Raw genomic sequence first — 16,424 nt, 5'->3', positions numbered from 1 at the left:
GACCTTAAGTTCGCTCCCCATCTTGGAAGCGGGGCCGTCACGCCCTAGGTTTGCGCTGATCCAAGTTGGGGAAAGATCATGCACGCCCTTCGCAGCCTAGCGCTTGCCGCCCTCGCGGTTCTCGCCGTCGCCTGCTCGCCGGCCAAGAAGGCCGAGACCGCGCCGGTCGCCGGCCAGCCCACGGTGATCAAGTTCGCCACCGACTGGCGCGCCCAGGCTGAGCACGGCGGGTTCTATCAGGCGCTGGCCACCGGGGAGTACGCCAAGCGCGGCCTTGACGTGCAGATCGTCCAGGGCGGGCCGGGCGTAAACGTGCCGCAACTGCTGGCGTCGGGCGCGGTCCAGGCCGGCATGGGCTCCAACAGCTTCATTGCGCTCAACATGGCCCAGGAGGGCGTGCCGGTCAGGGCCGTCGCGGCCATGATGCAGAAGGACCCGCAGGTCCTGATCGCTCACCCAGATCAGGGTATCGAGAGCATTAGCGACCTTAAGAGCCACCCGATCCTGCTATCGGACGCCTCGGTCACCGCCTTCTGGGTTTGGCTGAAGTCCAAGTACGGGTTCAGCGACGACCAGATCCGCAAGTACACCTTCAACTCCGCCCCCTTCCTGGCCGACAAGCGCGTGGCCCAGCAGGGCTACGTCACGAGCGAGCCCTACACCCTGGAGAAGGAGGCCAAGCTGAAGGCCAAGGTCTTCCTCCTGGCCGACGACGGCTATCCCAGCTACGCCACCATGATCCTGGTTCCGCAGAGCCTGATCGATCAGAACCCAGCGGCGGTTAAGGCCTTCGTGGAGGCTTCGGCCAAGGGTTGGAACGACTATCTCAACGGCGACGCAGCGCCCGCCGACGCCCTCATCCGCAAGGACAATCCGGAGATGGGGCAAGACGTCTTGGACCAGGCGCGGGCGAAGATGAAGTCCTACGGCATCGTCGACGGCGGCGAGGCCAAGACCGGCGGCATCGGCACGATGAGCGACGCCCGCTGGGCTGAGTTCTTCAGAATGGCCACTGAACAGGGCGTCTATCCTAAGACCCTCGACTACAAGAAGGCCTACACCCTGCAGTTCGTGACCCCGGCCGCGAAGTAGCGTGCCACCGCCGGTCGTCGCCCTTGAGGCCGTGGAAGTCGACTACGCCAAGCGCGGCCGCGCGCTGGGCCCCTTCAACCTGAGCATCGGGGCGGGAGAGATCGTGGCCCTGGTGGGGCCGTCCGGCTGCGGCAAATCCACAGCCCTGCGCCTGCTGGCCGGCCTGGAACAGCCGACGCGAGGAATGGTCACGCGCACCGCCGGGCGCGGCGAGACCTCGGTGGTGTTCCAGGCGCCGACCCTTGCGCCCTGGATGACGGCGCAGGCCAATGTCGCCCTGCCCCTGGAACTGGCGGGCGTGCCGAAAAAGACCGCCTGGGCGCGGGCCACCGAGGCCCTGGCCCGGGTCGGCCTGGCCGGCGCCGAGGAAGCCCGCCCCGCCCAGCTCTCCGGCGGCATGGCCATGCGCGCGTCCCTGGCGCGCGCCCTGGTGACCGAGCCGCGCCTTTTGCTGCTGGACGAACCCTTCGCCGCTCTGGACGAGATCACCCGGCGGTCCCTGGCCGATGACGTGCTGAAGCTGTGGCGCGAGACCGGGCCCGCCATCGTCTTCGTCACCCACAATGTCGAGGAAGCCGCCTATATGGCCGCCCGCGTGGCCGTGATGACCCGAGGGCCTGGCCGCGTCGCCGGCGAGGTGAGCGTGCCTGGCCACCTGCCGCGCCTGATCGGCTTCCGCGCCACCGCGGAGTTCCGGCAGGCCGCGGAGGCCGTGTCCGACCTGCTGGTCAAGGGCTCGGAGGCGCTGGCGTGAACCGCGTACTGGACTTCCTGGCGCCCTTCGCCCTCATCGGCCTGCTGCTGGCCGGGTGGGAGATCGCCTGCCGGGTCACCGGCGTGCCGGCCTATTTCCTGCCCGCGCCCTCCGACGTCGCCGTGGCCCTGGCCACCGACACCGCCAGCCTGATGCAGGCGGCCTGGAACACCCTGTCGGTGGCGCTTATCTCGCTGATGATCGCCAGTATCCTGGCCCAGGCGATCGCCTTGCTGGTGGGCCTGAGCCCGCTCATCGACCGCGCGGTGCGGCCATTGGCCTCGGTTCTGCAGGTGACGCCGGTGGTGGCCATCGCCCCCCTGGTGCTGATCTGGGCGGGCATCGACCACCCCGAACGCGCCATCGTCGCCCTGGCTGTCCTGGTGGCCTTCTTCCCGATCTTCTCCGGCGCGGTCACGGGGCTGAAGGCCGCCGATCCCGATCTGGAGCGGCTGTTTGATCTCTATGGCGCGAGCCGGCTGCAGCGGGTCCTGCGCCTGCGGCTCCCGTCCGCCGTCCCATTTCTGCTGGAAGGTCATAAGGTTGGCGCGGGCCTGGCGGTGATCGGGGCGGTGGTGGCCGAGTTCGGCGCGGGGTCGGGCGGGGTGCGCGGCCTGGCCTGGCGCATTCTCGACGCCGGCAACAAGCTTCAGACCGCGCGCATGATCGCCGCCCTAGTGGTGCTGGGTCTGATGGGGGTGGTGCTGCACGCCCTGCTGGAGCGGGCCGAGCGTACGGGCCTAGCCTGGTGGCGTGGCCGTTAAAGACGCCCGTTAGCTCAGGGTTAAGCGACCACCGCTAGCGTCGTGGCATGATGAACCTCGGCCACGCTATCGCCGCCGTTGTCCGTGCGATCACGCCCGGCTCCCAGGAGGATGACCGGGACCGACCCTATGAGCGTCCGGCCTATGAACAGCGCGCGCCCGCGCCTAGCGGACCGATGCTGGGATGGTCCAACAAGCGCGCCTATCCGACCACCGGCGGCCAGCCCGGGATGCTGCAGCGCCCCGAGCCCATGGCCCTGGCCGGACAGTTCACGCGCGGCCGCCAGGAGGCGCCGCAGGATCGCGACCTGCCCCCGCCCCCCGGCGAGAGCAGCCGGGTGACCTATCAGCCGCCGGCCTACACCCCCTTCGTGCCCCAGGCCCCCTATCAGGCGCCGCGCCAGAGCGCGCCGGCGCCCGCCGTCGATCCCCAGACATCTTCCTCGCCGCCGATCTATGCGCCGCCGCCCTCCAGCCTCTATGGCGGCCCGCCGCCCCTGCCGGAGCAGGCCGCGATCGCCGCCGGCCAGAAGGTGGTGGACGCCTCGGCGACGGCCCGCCACGCTGGCGGCTCGTCAAAACTCTATTCGATGCACCGGGCCTATGGCCTGGAGCCCGACGTGATCCCCGCCGTCGAAGGCGGCGACCGCTATGTCTTCATCGGCCCCCCCGATGCGCCAGCCCCCAAGAACACCGACAGCGGCGACGACGACAGTTCCGACAAGGCCGACGACGGTCGCCCGTTCTGAGACCCTGATGACGCGCACGAAGCTTCACGACCTGATCGAACTGGCTCAGGAGCCTTCAAGCTCCCGGCGGCGGGAATTGCTACGCGGCGTCACCGACCTGTTCTTCACCACCGACGAGCCCCGCGCGCCCGGCGAAATGTCGCTGTTCGACGACGTCCTGACCCAGCTCGCCGGCGAAATGGAGGAAGCCGTCCGGGTTGAGCTGGCCCAGCGCATGTCGGGCGTCGAGCTGGCCCCGGCCGGCCTGATCCGCAGCCTGGCCCGCGACGCCTCCATTGAGGTGGCTCGTCCCCTGCTGGAGGGCTCAACCGCGCTGACCGAGGACGACCTGCTGTCGGTGGCTCGAACGCGCGGCCAGGACCACCTGCGCGCCATCAGCCAGCGGCAGGTGGTTTCCGAGGCTGTCTCCGAGGCCATCGTGGAACGCGGCGACGACGAGACCCTGGGAGCCCTGCTGGCAAACCAGGGCGCCGAGATGTCGCGCGAGACCCACGAGATAGTGGTGGACCGCGCCGCCGAGAATCCGGCCCTGCACGCCGCTGTCGTCGCCCGCAAGTCGATGCCGGCCGACCTGCTGAACGAGATGTACTTCGTGGTGGAGGCTCGCCTGCGCGACCAGATCCTGGAGCGCAACCGCGAGATCGACCCCGACGAGCTGGACGCGGCCCTGGCCGCCGGCCGCAAGACGCTGGCCGCCCGCGACGGAGCCCTGCCCGCAGACTATGTGGAGGCCGAGAAGGCCGTGCGCATCCTGCGCCTGCGCGGGGCCATCACCCCGCCGGTGCTGGCTGGCTTCCTGCGCAACCGTGAGACAACCAAGTTCCTGGTGGCTCTGTGCGAACTGGCCGAGATCGACTTCCACACCGCGCGACGGATCCTGGAGCGCCGCGAACTGGACGCCCTGTCCATCGTCTGCAAGGCGGCGGGGTTCGACCGGTCACTATACCTGACCTTCGCCGTCCTGATCCTGGACCGCGACTCCAACGCCATGGGCCGGGCGCGCGAATATGGCGAGCTCTACGAGAACCTGCCCCGCGAAGCCGCCCAACGGACCATCCGCTTCTGGCGCATGCGCCGCCAGACCGGCGACGTCGCCGCCGCCTGAGCCTCGCCCTAGTAGGCCGGGCGCGGGCTGATGTGGCTGAGGCGGTCCAGGGCATCCGACGCGATGACGCTCAGCGAGCGCAGGCCTTGCTCGGCGAAGACGTCGAGGGCGGCGTTGAGGGCGTGGGCGGCGGCGGCGCGTTCGCCTCGGTCGCGGCCGGTGATGTCCAGGCGCGCCTCATAGAGCCTGGCCAGGTTCACCTGCAGCAGAGCCCAGGCGGTGGGGTCGCGGCCCGGCGACATGGTGGTGAGCTCTATGCGGAAGGCGGTCTCGGCGGCGTCCAGCACATTGAGATCGCCGGTCAGCTCGGCCGAACGCGCCAGGCACAGCGCGCGGTTGGAGGCGCCGAAGGCGCTCAGGGCGAGGGCCGGAATCTCCTTCAGCACCATGGCGGCCCGATCGTAGCAGGTGACGGCCTGTTCGTAGGCTCGCTCGCTGGCGCCAGCCTCGCCTAGGGTCTGGAGGCTTTCAGCGAGCGCGGTCTGGACGCGGGCCCAGTCCATCGGGCTGTGCTCCCGGCTGAGCTCCCCCAGCACGTCGGCTAGGGCGTTGACCGCCTCGGCGACCCCCTCGATCTGACCGGCGGCGTCGCCCAGCAGGGCGAGCGCCTGGCCGCGCAAGGCCGCGGCGCGGGCCCAGCTCAAGGGTTCGTAGGCGGCGTCCAGGCCGTCGACGGCGGTCTCGGCGTCCTCCAGGGCCTGTTGCAGCAGGTCGCGGTCCTTCAGGCGCGCCCCCCAGCCCAGCAGCAGGTCGGCGCGGACCAGGCGGGCCTCGACGGCCAGCAGGCGGGCGGCCCGGCAGCGCTTGGTGAGGACCTGGAGGCCCTGGATCGGAATGGTGAAGCGGGCGGCCACGACGCGGGCGGCCTGGGCGTCGCCGGCGGCCATCCGGGAACGGCCCTCCAGGGCGGCGATGCCGACATCGGCCAGCGGCAGGGCCAGACCGCCGCGGGCGGCGGCGCGGGCTTCACGGAAGGCGAGATCGGCGGCGGCGTTGAGGCCGTCATCACCGAACAGCTCGGCGCCCAGCATGGCGCAGAAGGCCTGTTCGCAGCGGGCGCGCGCCCAGCCGTCGGGACGGCGATTACGGTCGAAGAGATCGGCGGCGGCTTCAGCGGTAGCGGCGGCCTTGCGCAGGGCGACCGCGTCGCCGGAGCGGCGGGCGACTTCGCGCCAGACGATGGCGGCCTCCAGCCGGCGCTGGGCGCGGTCGGCGGCGCCGACGCGGCCGGCGGCGACATCGGCGGCCTTGGCCTCGGTCTTCAACAGCTCCAGGTCCAGCAATTCCAGCAGCGAGGAGTCGCCGCCGGTCAGGCCGTCCCGCGGGGTGTTCAGGCCCTCGGCGCCGAACAGACGCTTAAGTTCACGACCGAACTCGAACATGACGCGGCTCCGATCACCCTAGCGTCTCAACACGGGACGCCTGTCTTGGGTTCAGACCGGAAGGAGCAAAGCCGGGTCCGAGATCGTAAACAAGTGGTTAATCAGTGCGTTATGGTTAACGGAGTACGAATTTTCGCGTTTTGGGCGAATTGCGGGCCTAGGCGAAGATCGACGTCTCGCCGGCCTCGTCCAGCACACGCCACTCGCCGGCCGCCAGGTCCGCGGGCAATTCCAGGCCGCCGATGCGGTCGCGGTGCAGGGCGTTCACGTGGTTGCCCACGGCGGCGAACATGCGGCGGACCTGATGGTAGCGGCCCTCGGTGATGGTGAGCGCGGCCTGCATGGGCGAGATCACCTCAAGCTCGGCGGGCGCCAGGGGCGTCTCCTCGCTGTCGAGCATCAGGTCGCCTGCGGCGAAGATCGCCCCCTCCTCCCCGCTCAGCGGCCGGTCGAGGGTGGCCAGGTAGCGCTTGGCCACGTGGGCGCGGGGCGAGATGACCCGGTGCAGCAGATCCCCGTCGTCGGTGATCAGCAGCAGGCCCGAGGTGTCCTTGTCCAGGCGCCCGATGGTGGAGAGCCCGGGCATGCGGGCGCGCCAGCGGGTGGGCAGCAGCTCATAGACGCTGCGGCCGGCCTCGCGGTGGGAACAGACCACGCCGAGCGGCTTGTGCATGATGAGCGTCAGCGGCGCGGGGGGATCGACCGCGACGCCGGAGATGGTCATGCGGGCCGGCAGTTCGCGGACGATAGGGACCTTGGCGCCCGCGTCCTTCAGGGTGATGCCGTCCAGCACCACGCCGCCGGCCCGCACCAGGGCGTTGACCTCGCGCCGGGAGCCGTAGCCGAGATTGGCCAGCAGGCGATCCAGCCTGGCCATCGGGGCCTTGCTCACTTCCGGGCCTCGTAGATCTTGTAGCCGCCCGCCTCGGCCCGCAGCTCCACCTTGGAGAAGGCCGCCGCCAGGGGCCGTTCATAGGGCAGGTGGCGGTTGGCGGTGAGCCAGCAGGCGCCGCCCTTGCGCAGGGCCTTGGCCGCGGTCTCGATGAAGGCGACGCCCAGGGCCCGATCCTCCGCCCCGCCATCATGGAAGGGCGGGTTCATCACCACGAAGTCCAGATCGCTCAGGCCCGCCTGGCGGACATCGCCCCAGACGACAGTCGCGCGGGGGTCGGTGACGTTCTTGATGGCGGCCTCGACGGCGCGACGATCAACGTCCACCAGGACGAGGCTTTTCACGTCCGGGCTGGCCAGGACCGTGAGGGCTAGGATGCCGATACCGGCCCCGAAGTCCGCGCCCTTGCCCTTCAGGGGCGGCAGACTGGCCAGCAGCAGGGCGCTGCCCGGATCGACCCGGTCCCAGCTGAAGACGCCTGGCTGGCTCCAGAGTTGGCCCATCTGCTGGGGCGCGCCCTTGGCCAGGACAGTGTCGAGCCCAGCGATGGTCTGCGCCCGCGCGACCGTGCAGATGCGGTTGTGCTTGCGGGACTCCTCGAAGACCTCGCAGCCGAAGGCCTCCAGGCTCTTCTTCAGGCGCGACCCGCCCTTGTCCTTCGGGGCGAAGGCGGTGAGCCGGCCGCCGGGCTTCAGCACGCGCAGGGCCTGGGCCAGGGCGTAGTCGCGCTCGGCGGTGCCGGGCGGGGCGGCGACCACCGCTTCGTCCAGGCTGGCCTCGGCCAAGCTCTCCAGGGCCGTGGAGCCGGGCAGGATGGGGGAAACCTGGACGGCGCCGGTCGGCACGTCGACCAGGTTGTGGGGCGGGGTCCCGTAGACGATCGCGCCGGCCACGGCCCTAGCCCCGCTCCCGGGTGCGGTGGAAGGCCACCGTCGGATAGCGCTCGACCACATAGCCCAGCTCCCAGGCCGACTTGGCCAGGAACACCGGTTGTTCGTCGATGTCGGTGGCCATGGCGGTCTTGTGCTTGGCGGTGAAGTCCTCGATCTCGACCTTGGTCCCGGTGACCCACCGGGCCTCGGCGAAGGGGCTGGCCTCGAACTGAACGTCGAGCTGGTATTCGTTGGCCAGCCGATCTGCCATCACCTCGAACTGAAGTTGCCCCACGGCGCCGACGATGAAGTCCGCGCCGAACTGGGGCCGGAACAGCTGGGTGACCCCCTCCTCCGCCAGGCCTTCCAGGGCCTTCTTCAGGTGCTTGGCCTTCAAGGGGTCCTTCACGCGGACCCGCTGCAGGATTTCCGGTGCGAAGTTGGGCAGGCCGGCGAAGCGGATGGTCCCGGTCTCCGACAGGCTGTCGCCCACCCTAAGGACGCCATGGTTGGGAATGCCGATGACGTCGCCGGCGAAGGCCTCCTCGGCCAGTTCGCGGTCCGAGGCGAAGAACATGATCGGCGCGTTGACCGACAGCTGGCGGCCGGTGTTCTGCACCTTCAGCTTCATCCCGCGGGCGAACTTGCCCGAGCACAGGCGCAGGAAGGCGATGCGGTCGCGGTGGTTGGGGTCCATATTCGCCTGGACCTTGAAGACGAAGCCGGTGACCTCCGGGTCGCCCGGGACGATATGGGTGGCGTCGCCGCCTTTGGACGCAGCCACCGCCTTGGGCGGCGGGGCGTAGGCGCCCAGGCCAGCCAGCAGCTGGTCGATGCCGAAATGGCGCAGGGCCGAACCGAAGAACACCGGGGTCATGTGGCCCTCTAGGAAGGCCTGGGGGTCGAAGGGCTTCGAGGCCTCTCCCACCAGCATGGCGGTCTCTTCCAGTTCAGCGCGTTCCTCGGGATCGAGATAGCTGGACACCGCATTGCCGGCGAAGCCGATGGCGGCGGGGTGGCCCTCGTCCTTGTTGTCGGCGGTCTTCTTGGCGAAGGGCAGGAACTGCTGGTTGCGCAGGTCCAGCATCCCCTTGAACCGCCCGCCCGAACCGGCCGGCCAGTAGAGCGGCGCCGGATCGAGGGCGAGCTTGGAGGCGATCTCGTCCAGCAGCTCGATGGGATCCTGGGCCTCGCGGTCCATCTTGTTGATGAAGGTGACGATGGGGATGTCGCGCAGGCGGCAGACCTCGAACAGCTTCAGGGTCTGGGGCTCGATGCCCTTGGCGGCGTCCAGCACCATGACCGCGGCGTCGGCGGCCGTCAGGGTCCGGTAGGTGTCTTCCGAGAAGTCCTCGTGGCCCGGGGTGTCCAGCAGGTTGAACATCAGGCCGTCGTGGTCGAAGGTCATGACGCTGGCCGAGACGGAGATGCCGCGCTCGCGCTCGATCTTCATCCAGTCAGACCGGGTCCGGCGGTTCTCGCCGCGCGCCCGCACTGCGCCGGCCGCGCGGATGGCGCCGCCCGCCAGCAGCAGGTTCTCGGTCAGGGTCGTCTTGCCGGCGTCCGGGTGGGAGATGATGGCGAAGGTGCGCCGGCGCGCGGCCTCGGCGGCGGGAGAATTGCTCATGGGCGGGGACTAGCGCAGCAAGCGCCGCGAAGCTAGCCGATCGCGGCGATCACCTCGGCCGGCGCGGCCTCCGGCTGCAGCTGTTCCATGGTGCACTGGGCGGGCGCCTTGTCGGGCCGCCAGCGCAGCAGGCGGGTCCCGTGGCGGAACCGGGCGCCGGTGATCTGGTCATAGCGGACTTCCACCACCAACTCGGGTCTCAGCGGCGACCACTCGGCGGTCCGGTCTGTGGTCCAGCGGCTGGGTCCGCCCGGGGCCTTGCCGGTGAAACCGGGCGGACCGGCCAGGGCCTCGAGCTTCCGGGTCAGGTCGGGCCGCTCGGCGTCGCTGATCATCGAGGTGAAGCCGACGTGGTGCAGCAGGCCGGCGGCGTCATAGAGGCCCAACAGCAATGACGCGACGAATTCGGAGTCCCTCTCATAGCGGAAGCCGCCGACCACGCAGTCGGCGCTGCGCAGCTGTTTGACCTTTAGCATGGCGCGCTCGCCGGGTTGGTAGGCCTCGTCCAGACGCTTGGCGACGACGCCGTCGAGGGCGCCGCCGGATTGGGCCAGCCAGTCCTCCGCGGCCTTGCGGTCCTCCGTCCCCGGAGAGAGACGGATGGCGTCAGCGCCCTTGAAGCTGGCGGCGATGGTCTTGAGCGCCATGCGCCGCGCGCTGAGCGGCTGGCCGACCAGGGACTTGCCGTCCTCGCCCGCCAGGCAGTCGAAGACGATGAACTGGGCGGGCGTCTCTCGGCTGAGCTTCTCCACCCGGCTGGCGGCGGGGTGCAGGCGGGCCTGCAGGGCGTCGAAGGAGAGCTTGCTGTCCACGGAAATGGTGAGTTCGCCATCCAGCACGAAGCGCGCGATCGGCAACGCCGCCAAGGCCGCCGCCATTTCGGGAAAATACCGGGTCAGGGGCTTGCCGGACTTGGACTGCAGTTGCACGTCGCTCCCGTCCTTGAATGCCAGGCAGCGGAAGCCGTCCCACTTAGGCTCGAACCGCCAGCCCGGCTCGTCAGGCAAAGCGGCCACCAGCTTGGCCTCCATGGGCGGCAGGTCGAGAGGGACTTTGAGGGTCACGGGAGGCTCCGGTCGAAGACTCCGCAACAGCCCGGCCGCCGAGTCGTTCCGGCTAGGCCGCCAGCCGCTTCCAGACCTGCCGGTCGGTCCAGATCCTGTCCATCTGGCCCTCGTTCTGGCGCTTGGCCAGGCGGGCCATGATCTCGAAGTCGAGATTGACGTAGCGCATCGTCACCTCCTCGGGGTTGCACCCGAAATGGGGCGCGACGAACAGGGCGGCGTTGATCGCCGGGGCCTTGGCCATGATCAGCAGGCCCAGGCGCTTGGCCCGCTCAGGCCTGCGATGATGCAGCAGGGGGCTCTCGGCGTAGAGTTCCTGCCCGAGCCGGCTGACCGCGTTGAAGGGCAGGTCACGAAACCGGCGGTTCGTGATCTTGGGCGTCATCTTCAGGCCGTCGAGGTTCAGAACCACGTCGTTCATCAGGAAAAGCATCGGCGGCTACGCGGAGAGCTGGGCTGGGAGGAGCACAGCCCAAGGTCGCATGGCTGACTTTAGGGCTGGTGCACAAAGGCGGTGAATCGCCGCTTCACCCTGCCCTCAGGCGTCCTCGACCGGCTCGGTCAGGAAGTGGCGGCCTTGCTTATCCTCGATATCCACCACCCAGAGATCGGGGTCGATACGCAGTGACTTCTGGATATAGCGGTCGAGATCGGCCTCGTTGTCGAACAGGGAGGGCCGCATCCAGATCCGCTCGCCATCGCCACGGGTGGCCTCGGAGTAGAGCCTAGTGGTCTTGTCTTCCAGGTTCAGCACCTTGACCAGCACGCTGCCGGCCCGTGCGTCACCCTTGCGCGCCACGATGCCAAACCCACCGGCCAGTTCGGCGCGGCGGATCAGGGCGGCCACCCAGATGTCCGTGGACAGCATCATGTCGCAGCAAGGTCTCTCGTAACGGACCGGAAAGGGCGAGCGTCTAGGGTGGGCTCAACGTCCCGACCATAAGGGACAATGAGAGAGCATGACGAGCCCAACGCACAACAAAGTGCGGCGCCCGGCGTGTTGGTGGATGGGGACTGCCCTGGCCGTGGCGATCTGCGCCGCGCCCGGACTGGCGAGCGCAAGCAGCGTCGACCTCTTCTACGAACGCACCGTGATGACCGCGGCCGACGCCCGATGCGGCCTGTTCTCAGGGCCCGTGGGCTCGGCCCTGGCGGCCGCCCAGGCCCAGGCCCGCGGCACGGCCCTGCGCGCCGGGACCGACCGTGCGACCCTCAACGCCGTCGAACGCCGAGCCTCGCAGAAGGCCGCGGCGGTGGCGTGCGACTCCGCCGACATCGATTCCGCCGCCAGCCGCGTGCGCACCGCCTTCGAGGGGTACGCTAAGCTCATCAAGATGGATTATCCCGGCGATGTCTCGGCGTGGCGCGCCGACCGCAGTTCTTCGTCCGCCGGCGCCCGCTGGCGCCTCATCCAGGACGGCGCCTTCGACGGCGGCCGCATGGCCTTCGGCCTGGCCGGACGGGCCGGCGCCAACCGGCTGATGGCGGTCGCCACCTTCACCGACGGCGCCGAGCCCTACGCCGCGCGTCTGGTCCTGCGCGATGTAACGCTGACGCTGGGCCCCTATCTTGACGCCCGGGGCGAGCCCCTCGACCGTCTGCCCCTGACCCGGCGGCTGCCGCCGGCCGCCGCCCAGACCGCATACGCCGCCGAGGCGCGCAGCCGGGCCGGTCTTGATCTGTTGCCAAAGGACGTGAAGAGCGGCTGGGCTTTCCGTTTTCCGGCGGAGGCCGCACGCACCTTGTCGGGCCTCGACCCACGCGAGGCGGTGATGGTGGAGTTCCTGTTCGCGGGGGACGCCACGCGCCGGGCCTATGTCGAGGTCGGAGATTTCGCGGCTGGCAGGGCGTTCTTGCAGACCGCAAGCCGGTAACAACAAACCCCGCTCATCCCGGCGAAGGCCGGGACCCCGGGTCGTAGGTCACGGCCTGCGCCAGGAATTCTGAATACGGCGGATGTATCTGGGTCCCGGCCTTCGCCGGGATGAGCGGGATAAGGTTAGCTCGCAGTCTCTTCGGGATGGGGCTCAGGCTCAACCGCCGCCATCTCCATCACCGGCAGGCGCACCGTCACCGTGGCGCCCTCCCCCAGTTGGCTTTCGATGGCCATATCGCCGCCGTGTAACTCGGCGAAGGCGCGGACCAGGGAAAGGCCCAGTCCCGTCCCCGCCGCGCGTTGATCGGCCCCGCCCGCCTGTTCGAAGGGCTTACCGAGGCGCTGCAGGTCGGTGGCGCTGATCCCCACGCCGCTGTCGGCGACGATGAGCTCCAGCATGGGGCCCTCCGCATGGGCGGTCACGGTCACGGTCCCGCCCTTGGGGGTGAACTTGAGCGCATTGGAGATCAGGTTGAGGGCGATCTGCTTCATGGCCCTGCGGTCGGCGATGACCTCCAGGGGCTCCTTGGGCATCAGGCCCCGCAGGCTGACACCCGCGCGATCGGCCTGGCCTCGCATCAGGCGCATGACGGCTGAGATGGCGTCTCGGGCGTCGAATTCCTCGCGATAGAGCTCAAACCGCTCGGCCTCGATCTTCGACATGTCGAGGACGTCGTTGATGAGCTCCAGTAGGTGTTCGCCGGACTCGTGGATCAGGGCCGAATACTCGCCGTACTTCTCGGGCATCGGCCCGAACAGCGACTGCCGCATGATGTCGGAGAACCCCATGATCGCGTTCAGCGGCGTGCGCAGCTCATGGCTCATATTGGCCAGGAAGCGAGACTTGCCGGCATTGGCGGTCTCGGCGTCGATGCGGGCCTGATCGAGGGCCTGCTCGCGGGCTCGCTGGGCGCCGGCGTCGCGGATCGAACCGGTGAGCCGCTGCGGGTTCACCCGGCGCAGCGACAGTTCGTGCCAGAGGGCCGGCGCGCCGGCGGGTGCGAAGCCGACTTCGGAACGTCCCTCGAGGACGGCCTCGCGTAGGGCGGCCTCCAGACGGGGACGGTCGGCGGGGGTGGCCAGCTGCGCCAGGGGGCGGCCCGCCAGGACCTGGCCCTTCAGGCCGCGCGGAGCATTCCCCCAGGCGGTGACAAGCTTGCCGCTGGGCTGGACGACCAGCAACAGGTGTGGCTGGTCGCCCAGCGCCTCCCGCAGGCGGACCTCCATGAGGGCGCGGCGGCGTGTATCCAGGATCACCCGCCGCTGCAGGACGATAAGCGCCAGGCCAAGGCCCGCCGAGGTGGTGATGATCGCCACCGCCCCCAGGCCTGAGGCGAGGTCATGGGCCGGCGCGGGCGGCAGGCTGAGGGTCAGGCCGGCCAGCAGGGAGACGCAGATCGCCGCGACACTGATCGCGGCCCCCATGGCCAGGCGATCAATCCGACCCATGGCGGCGGCGGCGGCCATGGGCGCCAGATGCCATACGGCCAGGGGACCGGCGACTCCGCCGGTCAGCAGGGCGGCCAGGACGGCCCCCGCGCCCCAGTTGAACAGGATCAGGCTGTGCGCCGCCACATGCCGTGACCGGGCGAGCACGAGGCCGGTCAGGGCGGGCGCCGCACCCAGCGCCAGGGCGCTCATGGCCGAGACGGTCTGGAGGATCGGGGCGAACAGCATGACGCCCACGCCGAGGCCCAGCACGGCGAGCCAGGTCGCGTGCCACCATATGAGCTCCTGCGGCGGTTGTCCGCCGGAGGTCCCCATGGGTCGGGTGGACACGTTCTCGACCACGTCTAGTCTCGGGACCTCCGCCCATCTGTGCGCACACGGCGCCAGTGCGGAACATTACGCTTGCAGGTGAGTCCCTGCGAGGCTCCTCGCGTCCTGGGGGATGAAGTCCAAGCCCATGATCTTTCAGGAAGAAACGAATTCGTAAGCGGCGGCGCCCCACATTGGGGACCAACAGTCAAAGGCGCGAACGTCTGCATGGCCCACCCGGCGGCCCTTCCAAACAATGACGACCACTCGCCGCTCGCGCCTGCGCCGCGGTCGAACGCCCGAGCGCGCCGACAAGCCGCTCTCGATGAACAGCAGCGCTCCTTCCTTCGCATGGTGAGCCACGAGCTGCGCACGCCCCTGAACTCCATCCTCGGCTTCTCGGAGATCATCTCACAGGAGCTCTACGGCCCGCTCGGCGCGCCGCAGTACAAGGAATATGCCGGCATCATCCGGGCTAGCGGCCAGCGTCTGCTGAACCTGGTGAACCAGATTCTGGAAATCGCGCGCCTTGAAGGCCGGGCCATGGACCTGGACCTGCGGGTCGAGGCCCTGGACCACGCCATGGATGACGCCCTGGACGGCCTGCGCGAGGAGATCGCCAACCGCAACACGGTGGTGGTCGTGCGCGAGGAGGGGTCCCTGCCGTCGGTGAAGGCTGACCCGCGCGGCCTGCGCACCGTACTCACTAACCTGATCCACAACGCCGTAGTGTTCTCGCCGGAGGGCTCGGCTATCGAGATCACCGCCACGCGAGACGGCGACGAGATCGACATCCGCGTTCTCGACCAGGGTCCCGGCATCGACCCGGCCGATATCGCCCGCCTGCTGCGCCCCTTCGAGCAGGGCGACAGCGCCTTGACTCGCCGCAGCGAGGGGGCCGGCCTGGGACTGCCCATCGTCAACCTGCTGTGCCAGGCCATGGGCGGTCGCCTGAAGCTGACACCCGGTCCGCAGGGCGGCCTGTTGGCCAATGTTCGCCTGCCTGCGGGCTGAGCCGGCGGTTGCGCGCAGGCGTAGGGCCGCTTAAGTCGCCGACAGCATGCGCACCATAGAAGACGACCTCACCGAACTGGTCTCGGAGTTTGACCTCCTGGAAGACTGGGAGGAACGCTACCGCTACGTGATCGACCTGGGGAAAGACCTTGCGCCGCTGACCGACAGCGAACGCAGCGAAGCCAACAAGGTGCGCGGCTGCGCCAGCCAGGTTTGGCTGGTGACCGAGCCGCACGCGGACGGCACTGTGAGCTTCCGGGGTGACTCCGACGCCCATATCGTGCGCGGCCTGATCGCGGTCGTCCTGCGGCTCTATTCGGACAAGACAGCCGCCGCGATTCGCGATTTCGACGCCAAGTTGGCCTTCGACCAGCTTGGCCTGAGCGGACACCTGTCGGCGCAGCGATCGAACGGGTTAGCCTCGATGGTGGGTCGTATCCGGCGGGACGCCGAGGTGCTGGCGGCCTAAGCGGCGCGGATGCCGCTGCTAGAGCTCGTCTGCCCCTGGATGCCGACGACCGCGTCGTAGCCGAGGATCATGTCGACGTCCTTGCCGTTGCTGGCCAGAGGCAGGCGCAGCCACAGGATCGACATGTGCGGCGCGCCGCGCCAGGCCATGCTGTGGACGCCGACGCCGGGACGGCGGCCATCGACCACCTTGTCCAGCTCGATGCGCCAATAGTCGGCGGCGGCTGTGTTGTAGATATCCGACAAACCCTTGCCGGTGATCTCCCGGCCATAGAGGCCGTACAGACCAGTACCGGCCAGACGCAGGCGATAGTCACGCGGCTGGTTGACCACGTCGATCAGACTGACGGTCGGGAGCATGCGCTTGATGCCAAGCGGGCTCAGATCCCCGCGCGCCGGGAGGGATGCCCCCCGTCGGAGTGACGCCCAGTAGGCGAACATCTCCTGGTGAGCGCGGGCCGCCGAGGCCGATGCGCTCAACTGCGCGTTCATCTTCAGATTCCTTAACAAGCCGTTGGAATCACGACGATTCACTATCGCTTAAGGAACGAATCGCGGGCAAGCAAAAACGACGCCGCCAGCCAAGATTTCGGTGAAGAGTCAACCAGCAAGCGAAACGCCCGCCAGCCGACTCGGCTGACGGGCGTCGATGATTTCAGGCCGTCGCGACGGCAAGCGCTTGATCCGAATCGGCTATTTTCCGCCGCGCGGCGGTTTGCGGCCGCCCTGGCCCAGGCCCATCGACTTGGCCAACTCCGAACGCGCCTTGGCGTAGTTGGGCGCCACCATCGGGTAGTCCTTGGGCAAATTCCACTTGGCCCGGTACTCTTCGGGGCTCATGTCGTACTTGGTGCGCAAATGGCGCTTGAGCGACTTGAACTTGCGACCATCCTCAAGACACACAAGGTGATCGGGCGCGATGGAGCGCTTGACCGGAACCGCGGGCTCCTTGGGCGCGACAGGCTCGACCTCGGCGGGACCACCGATCGCAGCCAGGGCGCCATGAA

18 protein-coding genes are annotated in these 16,424 nt (G+C 69.1%); 8 read left to right on the top strand and 10 right to left on the bottom strand.

The features are described 5' to 3' along the window. Positions 1-78 precede the first annotated feature (78 nt). From RMO97_RS19935 to RMO97_RS19915, 5 genes are read left to right on the top strand one after another with little or no spacing between them, the layout of a single operon-like run. Complete coding sequence (locus RMO97_RS19935) at positions 79-1,092, top strand: ABC transporter substrate-binding protein (RefSeq protein ID WP_310542750.1); 1,014 nt, start codon at positions 79-81, stop codon at positions 1,090-1,092. Position 1,093: 1 nt separating this feature from the next. Further along, positions 1,094-1,846, top strand: coding sequence for an ABC transporter ATP-binding protein (locus tag RMO97_RS19930; protein WP_310542749.1), 753 nt, complete (start codon positions 1,094-1,096; stop codon positions 1,844-1,846). Next, the gene (locus tag RMO97_RS19925; protein WP_310542748.1) at positions 1,843-2,610 is read left to right on the top strand and encodes an ABC transporter permease; all 768 of its coding nucleotides are present in this window, start codon (positions 1,843-1,845) and stop codon (positions 2,608-2,610) included. The genes RMO97_RS19930 and RMO97_RS19925 overlap by 4 nt, the downstream gene beginning before the upstream one ends. A gap of 47 nt (positions 2,611-2,657) precedes the next feature. Then, positions 2,658-3,359: a hypothetical protein gene (locus RMO97_RS19920; RefSeq protein ID WP_310542747.1), complete on the top strand. Its 702-nt coding sequence runs from the start codon at positions 2,658-2,660 to the stop codon at positions 3,357-3,359. Between the two features lie 7 nt (positions 3,360-3,366). After that, complete coding sequence (locus RMO97_RS19915; RefSeq protein WP_310542746.1) at positions 3,367-4,464, top strand: DUF2336 domain-containing protein; 1,098 nt, start codon at positions 3,367-3,369, stop codon at positions 4,462-4,464. 8 nt (positions 4,465-4,472) lie between these two features. On the opposite strand, the gene RMO97_RS19910 is transcribed toward RMO97_RS19915, so the two are convergent. The 7 genes from RMO97_RS19910 to RMO97_RS19880 form a co-directional block, all read right to left on the bottom strand. Further along, on the bottom strand, positions 4,473-5,846 hold the full coding sequence (locus RMO97_RS19910) for a hypothetical protein (protein WP_310542745.1): 1,374 nt from the start codon (positions 5,844-5,846) through the stop codon (positions 4,473-4,475). 157 nt (positions 5,847-6,003) lie between these two features. Next, positions 6,004-6,738, bottom strand: coding sequence for a 16S rRNA pseudouridine(516) synthase (locus tag RMO97_RS19905; protein WP_310542744.1), 735 nt, complete (start codon positions 6,736-6,738; stop codon positions 6,004-6,006). Continuing rightward, positions 6,735-7,631, bottom strand: a complete 897-nt coding sequence (locus RMO97_RS19900) for a class I SAM-dependent methyltransferase (RefSeq protein ID WP_310542743.1) — start codon at positions 7,629-7,631, stop codon at positions 6,735-6,737. The genes RMO97_RS19905 and RMO97_RS19900 overlap by 4 nt, the downstream gene beginning before the upstream one ends. 4 nt (positions 7,632-7,635) lie before the next feature. Beyond that, on the bottom strand, positions 7,636-9,237 hold the full coding sequence (locus tag RMO97_RS19895) for a peptide chain release factor 3 (protein WP_310542742.1): 1,602 nt from the start codon (positions 9,235-9,237) through the stop codon (positions 7,636-7,638). Positions 9,238-9,269: 32 nt separating this feature from the next. Beyond that, positions 9,270-10,301, bottom strand: a complete 1,032-nt coding sequence (locus RMO97_RS19890) for an ATP-dependent DNA ligase (protein ID WP_310542741.1) — start codon at positions 10,299-10,301, stop codon at positions 9,270-9,272. Positions 10,302-10,353: 52 nt separating this feature from the next. Beyond that, positions 10,354-10,734 (bottom strand): hypothetical protein, encoded by a 381-nt coding sequence (locus tag RMO97_RS19885; RefSeq protein ID WP_310542740.1) that lies wholly within the window; start codon positions 10,732-10,734, stop codon positions 10,354-10,356. 105 nt (positions 10,735-10,839) lie between these two features. Continuing rightward, entirely contained in the window at positions 10,840-11,172 is a 333-nt protein-coding gene (locus RMO97_RS19880; RefSeq protein WP_310542739.1) for a DUF1491 family protein, read from the bottom strand. A gap of 136 nt (positions 11,173-11,308) precedes the next feature. Here RMO97_RS19880 and RMO97_RS19875 point away from each other — a divergent pair, with 136 nt between their 5' ends. Beyond that, on the top strand, positions 11,309-12,175 hold the full coding sequence (locus tag RMO97_RS19875; RefSeq protein ID WP_310542738.1) for a hypothetical protein: 867 nt from the start codon (positions 11,309-11,311) through the stop codon (positions 12,173-12,175). 125 nt (positions 12,176-12,300) lie between these two features. On the opposite strand, the gene RMO97_RS19870 is transcribed toward RMO97_RS19875, so the two are convergent. Further along, a complete protein-coding gene (locus RMO97_RS19870; RefSeq protein WP_310542737.1) occupies positions 12,301-13,968 on the bottom strand; it encodes a HAMP domain-containing sensor histidine kinase in 1,668 nt (555 codons plus the stop codon). A 195-nt stretch (positions 13,969-14,163) separates the two neighbouring features. On the opposite strand from RMO97_RS19870, the gene RMO97_RS19865 reads away from it, so the two are divergent. After that, positions 14,164-14,949: a HAMP domain-containing sensor histidine kinase gene (locus RMO97_RS19865; RefSeq protein ID WP_310542736.1), complete on the top strand. Its 786-nt coding sequence runs from the start codon at positions 14,164-14,166 to the stop codon at positions 14,947-14,949. Between the two features lie 46 nt (positions 14,950-14,995). After that, on the top strand, positions 14,996-15,418 hold the full coding sequence (locus RMO97_RS19860; protein ID WP_310542735.1) for a SufE family protein: 423 nt from the start codon (positions 14,996-14,998) through the stop codon (positions 15,416-15,418). Here the strand turns inward: RMO97_RS19860 and RMO97_RS19855 are convergent. Together RMO97_RS19855 and RMO97_RS19850 are read right to left on the bottom strand one after the other, a co-directional pair. Then, positions 15,415-15,915, bottom strand: coding sequence for a PAS domain-containing protein (locus RMO97_RS19855; RefSeq protein ID WP_310542787.1), 501 nt, complete (start codon positions 15,913-15,915; stop codon positions 15,415-15,417). The genes RMO97_RS19860 and RMO97_RS19855 overlap by 4 nt on opposite strands. A gap of 195 nt (positions 15,916-16,110) precedes the next feature. Continuing rightward, a partial coding sequence (locus RMO97_RS19850) for a MucR family transcriptional regulator (RefSeq protein ID WP_310542734.1) occupies positions 16,111-16,424 on the bottom strand: 314 nt, incomplete at its 5' end.

It is taken from the genome of Phenylobacterium sp. (genome assembly GCF_031425575.1).
Taxonomy (GTDB): domain Bacteria; phylum Pseudomonadota; class Alphaproteobacteria; order Caulobacterales; family Caulobacteraceae; genus Phenylobacterium.
The sequence above is the reverse complement of the archived record's forward strand: the minus strand, read 5'-3'. Positions and strand labels throughout refer to the sequence as shown.

What these genes read in the sequence shown, in the direction of transcription:
- RMO97_RS19935 (WP_310542750.1), top strand. Translation starts at nt 79, where the DNA reads ATGCACGCCCTTCGCAGCCTAGCGCTTGCCGCCCTCGCGGTTCTCGCC.
- RMO97_RS19920 (WP_310542747.1), top strand. Translation starts at nt 2,658, where the DNA reads ATGATGAACCTCGGCCACGCTATCGCCGCCGTTGTCCGTGCGATCACG.
- RMO97_RS19915 (WP_310542746.1), top strand. Translation starts at nt 3,367, where the DNA reads ATGACGCGCACGAAGCTTCACGACCTGATCGAACTGGCTCAGGAGCCT.
- RMO97_RS19910 (WP_310542745.1), bottom strand. Translation starts at nt 5,846, where the DNA reads ATGTTCGAGTTCGGTCGTGAACTTAAGCGTCTGTTCGGCGCCGAGGGC.
- RMO97_RS19895 (WP_310542742.1), bottom strand. Translation starts at nt 9,237, where the DNA reads ATGAGCAATTCTCCCGCCGCCGAGGCCGCGCGCCGGCGCACCTTCGCC.
- RMO97_RS19885 (WP_310542740.1), bottom strand. Translation starts at nt 10,734, where the DNA reads ATGCTTTTCCTGATGAACGACGTGGTTCTGAACCTCGACGGCCTGAAG.
- RMO97_RS19880 (WP_310542739.1), bottom strand. Translation starts at nt 11,172, where the DNA reads ATGATGCTGTCCACGGACATCTGGGTGGCCGCCCTGATCCGCCGCGCC.
- RMO97_RS19875 (WP_310542738.1), top strand. Translation starts at nt 11,309, where the DNA reads ATGGGGACTGCCCTGGCCGTGGCGATCTGCGCCGCGCCCGGACTGGCG.
- RMO97_RS19865 (WP_310542736.1), top strand. Translation starts at nt 14,164, where the DNA reads ATGGCCCACCCGGCGGCCCTTCCAAACAATGACGACCACTCGCCGCTC.
- RMO97_RS19860 (WP_310542735.1), top strand. Translation starts at nt 14,996, where the DNA reads ATGCGCACCATAGAAGACGACCTCACCGAACTGGTCTCGGAGTTTGAC.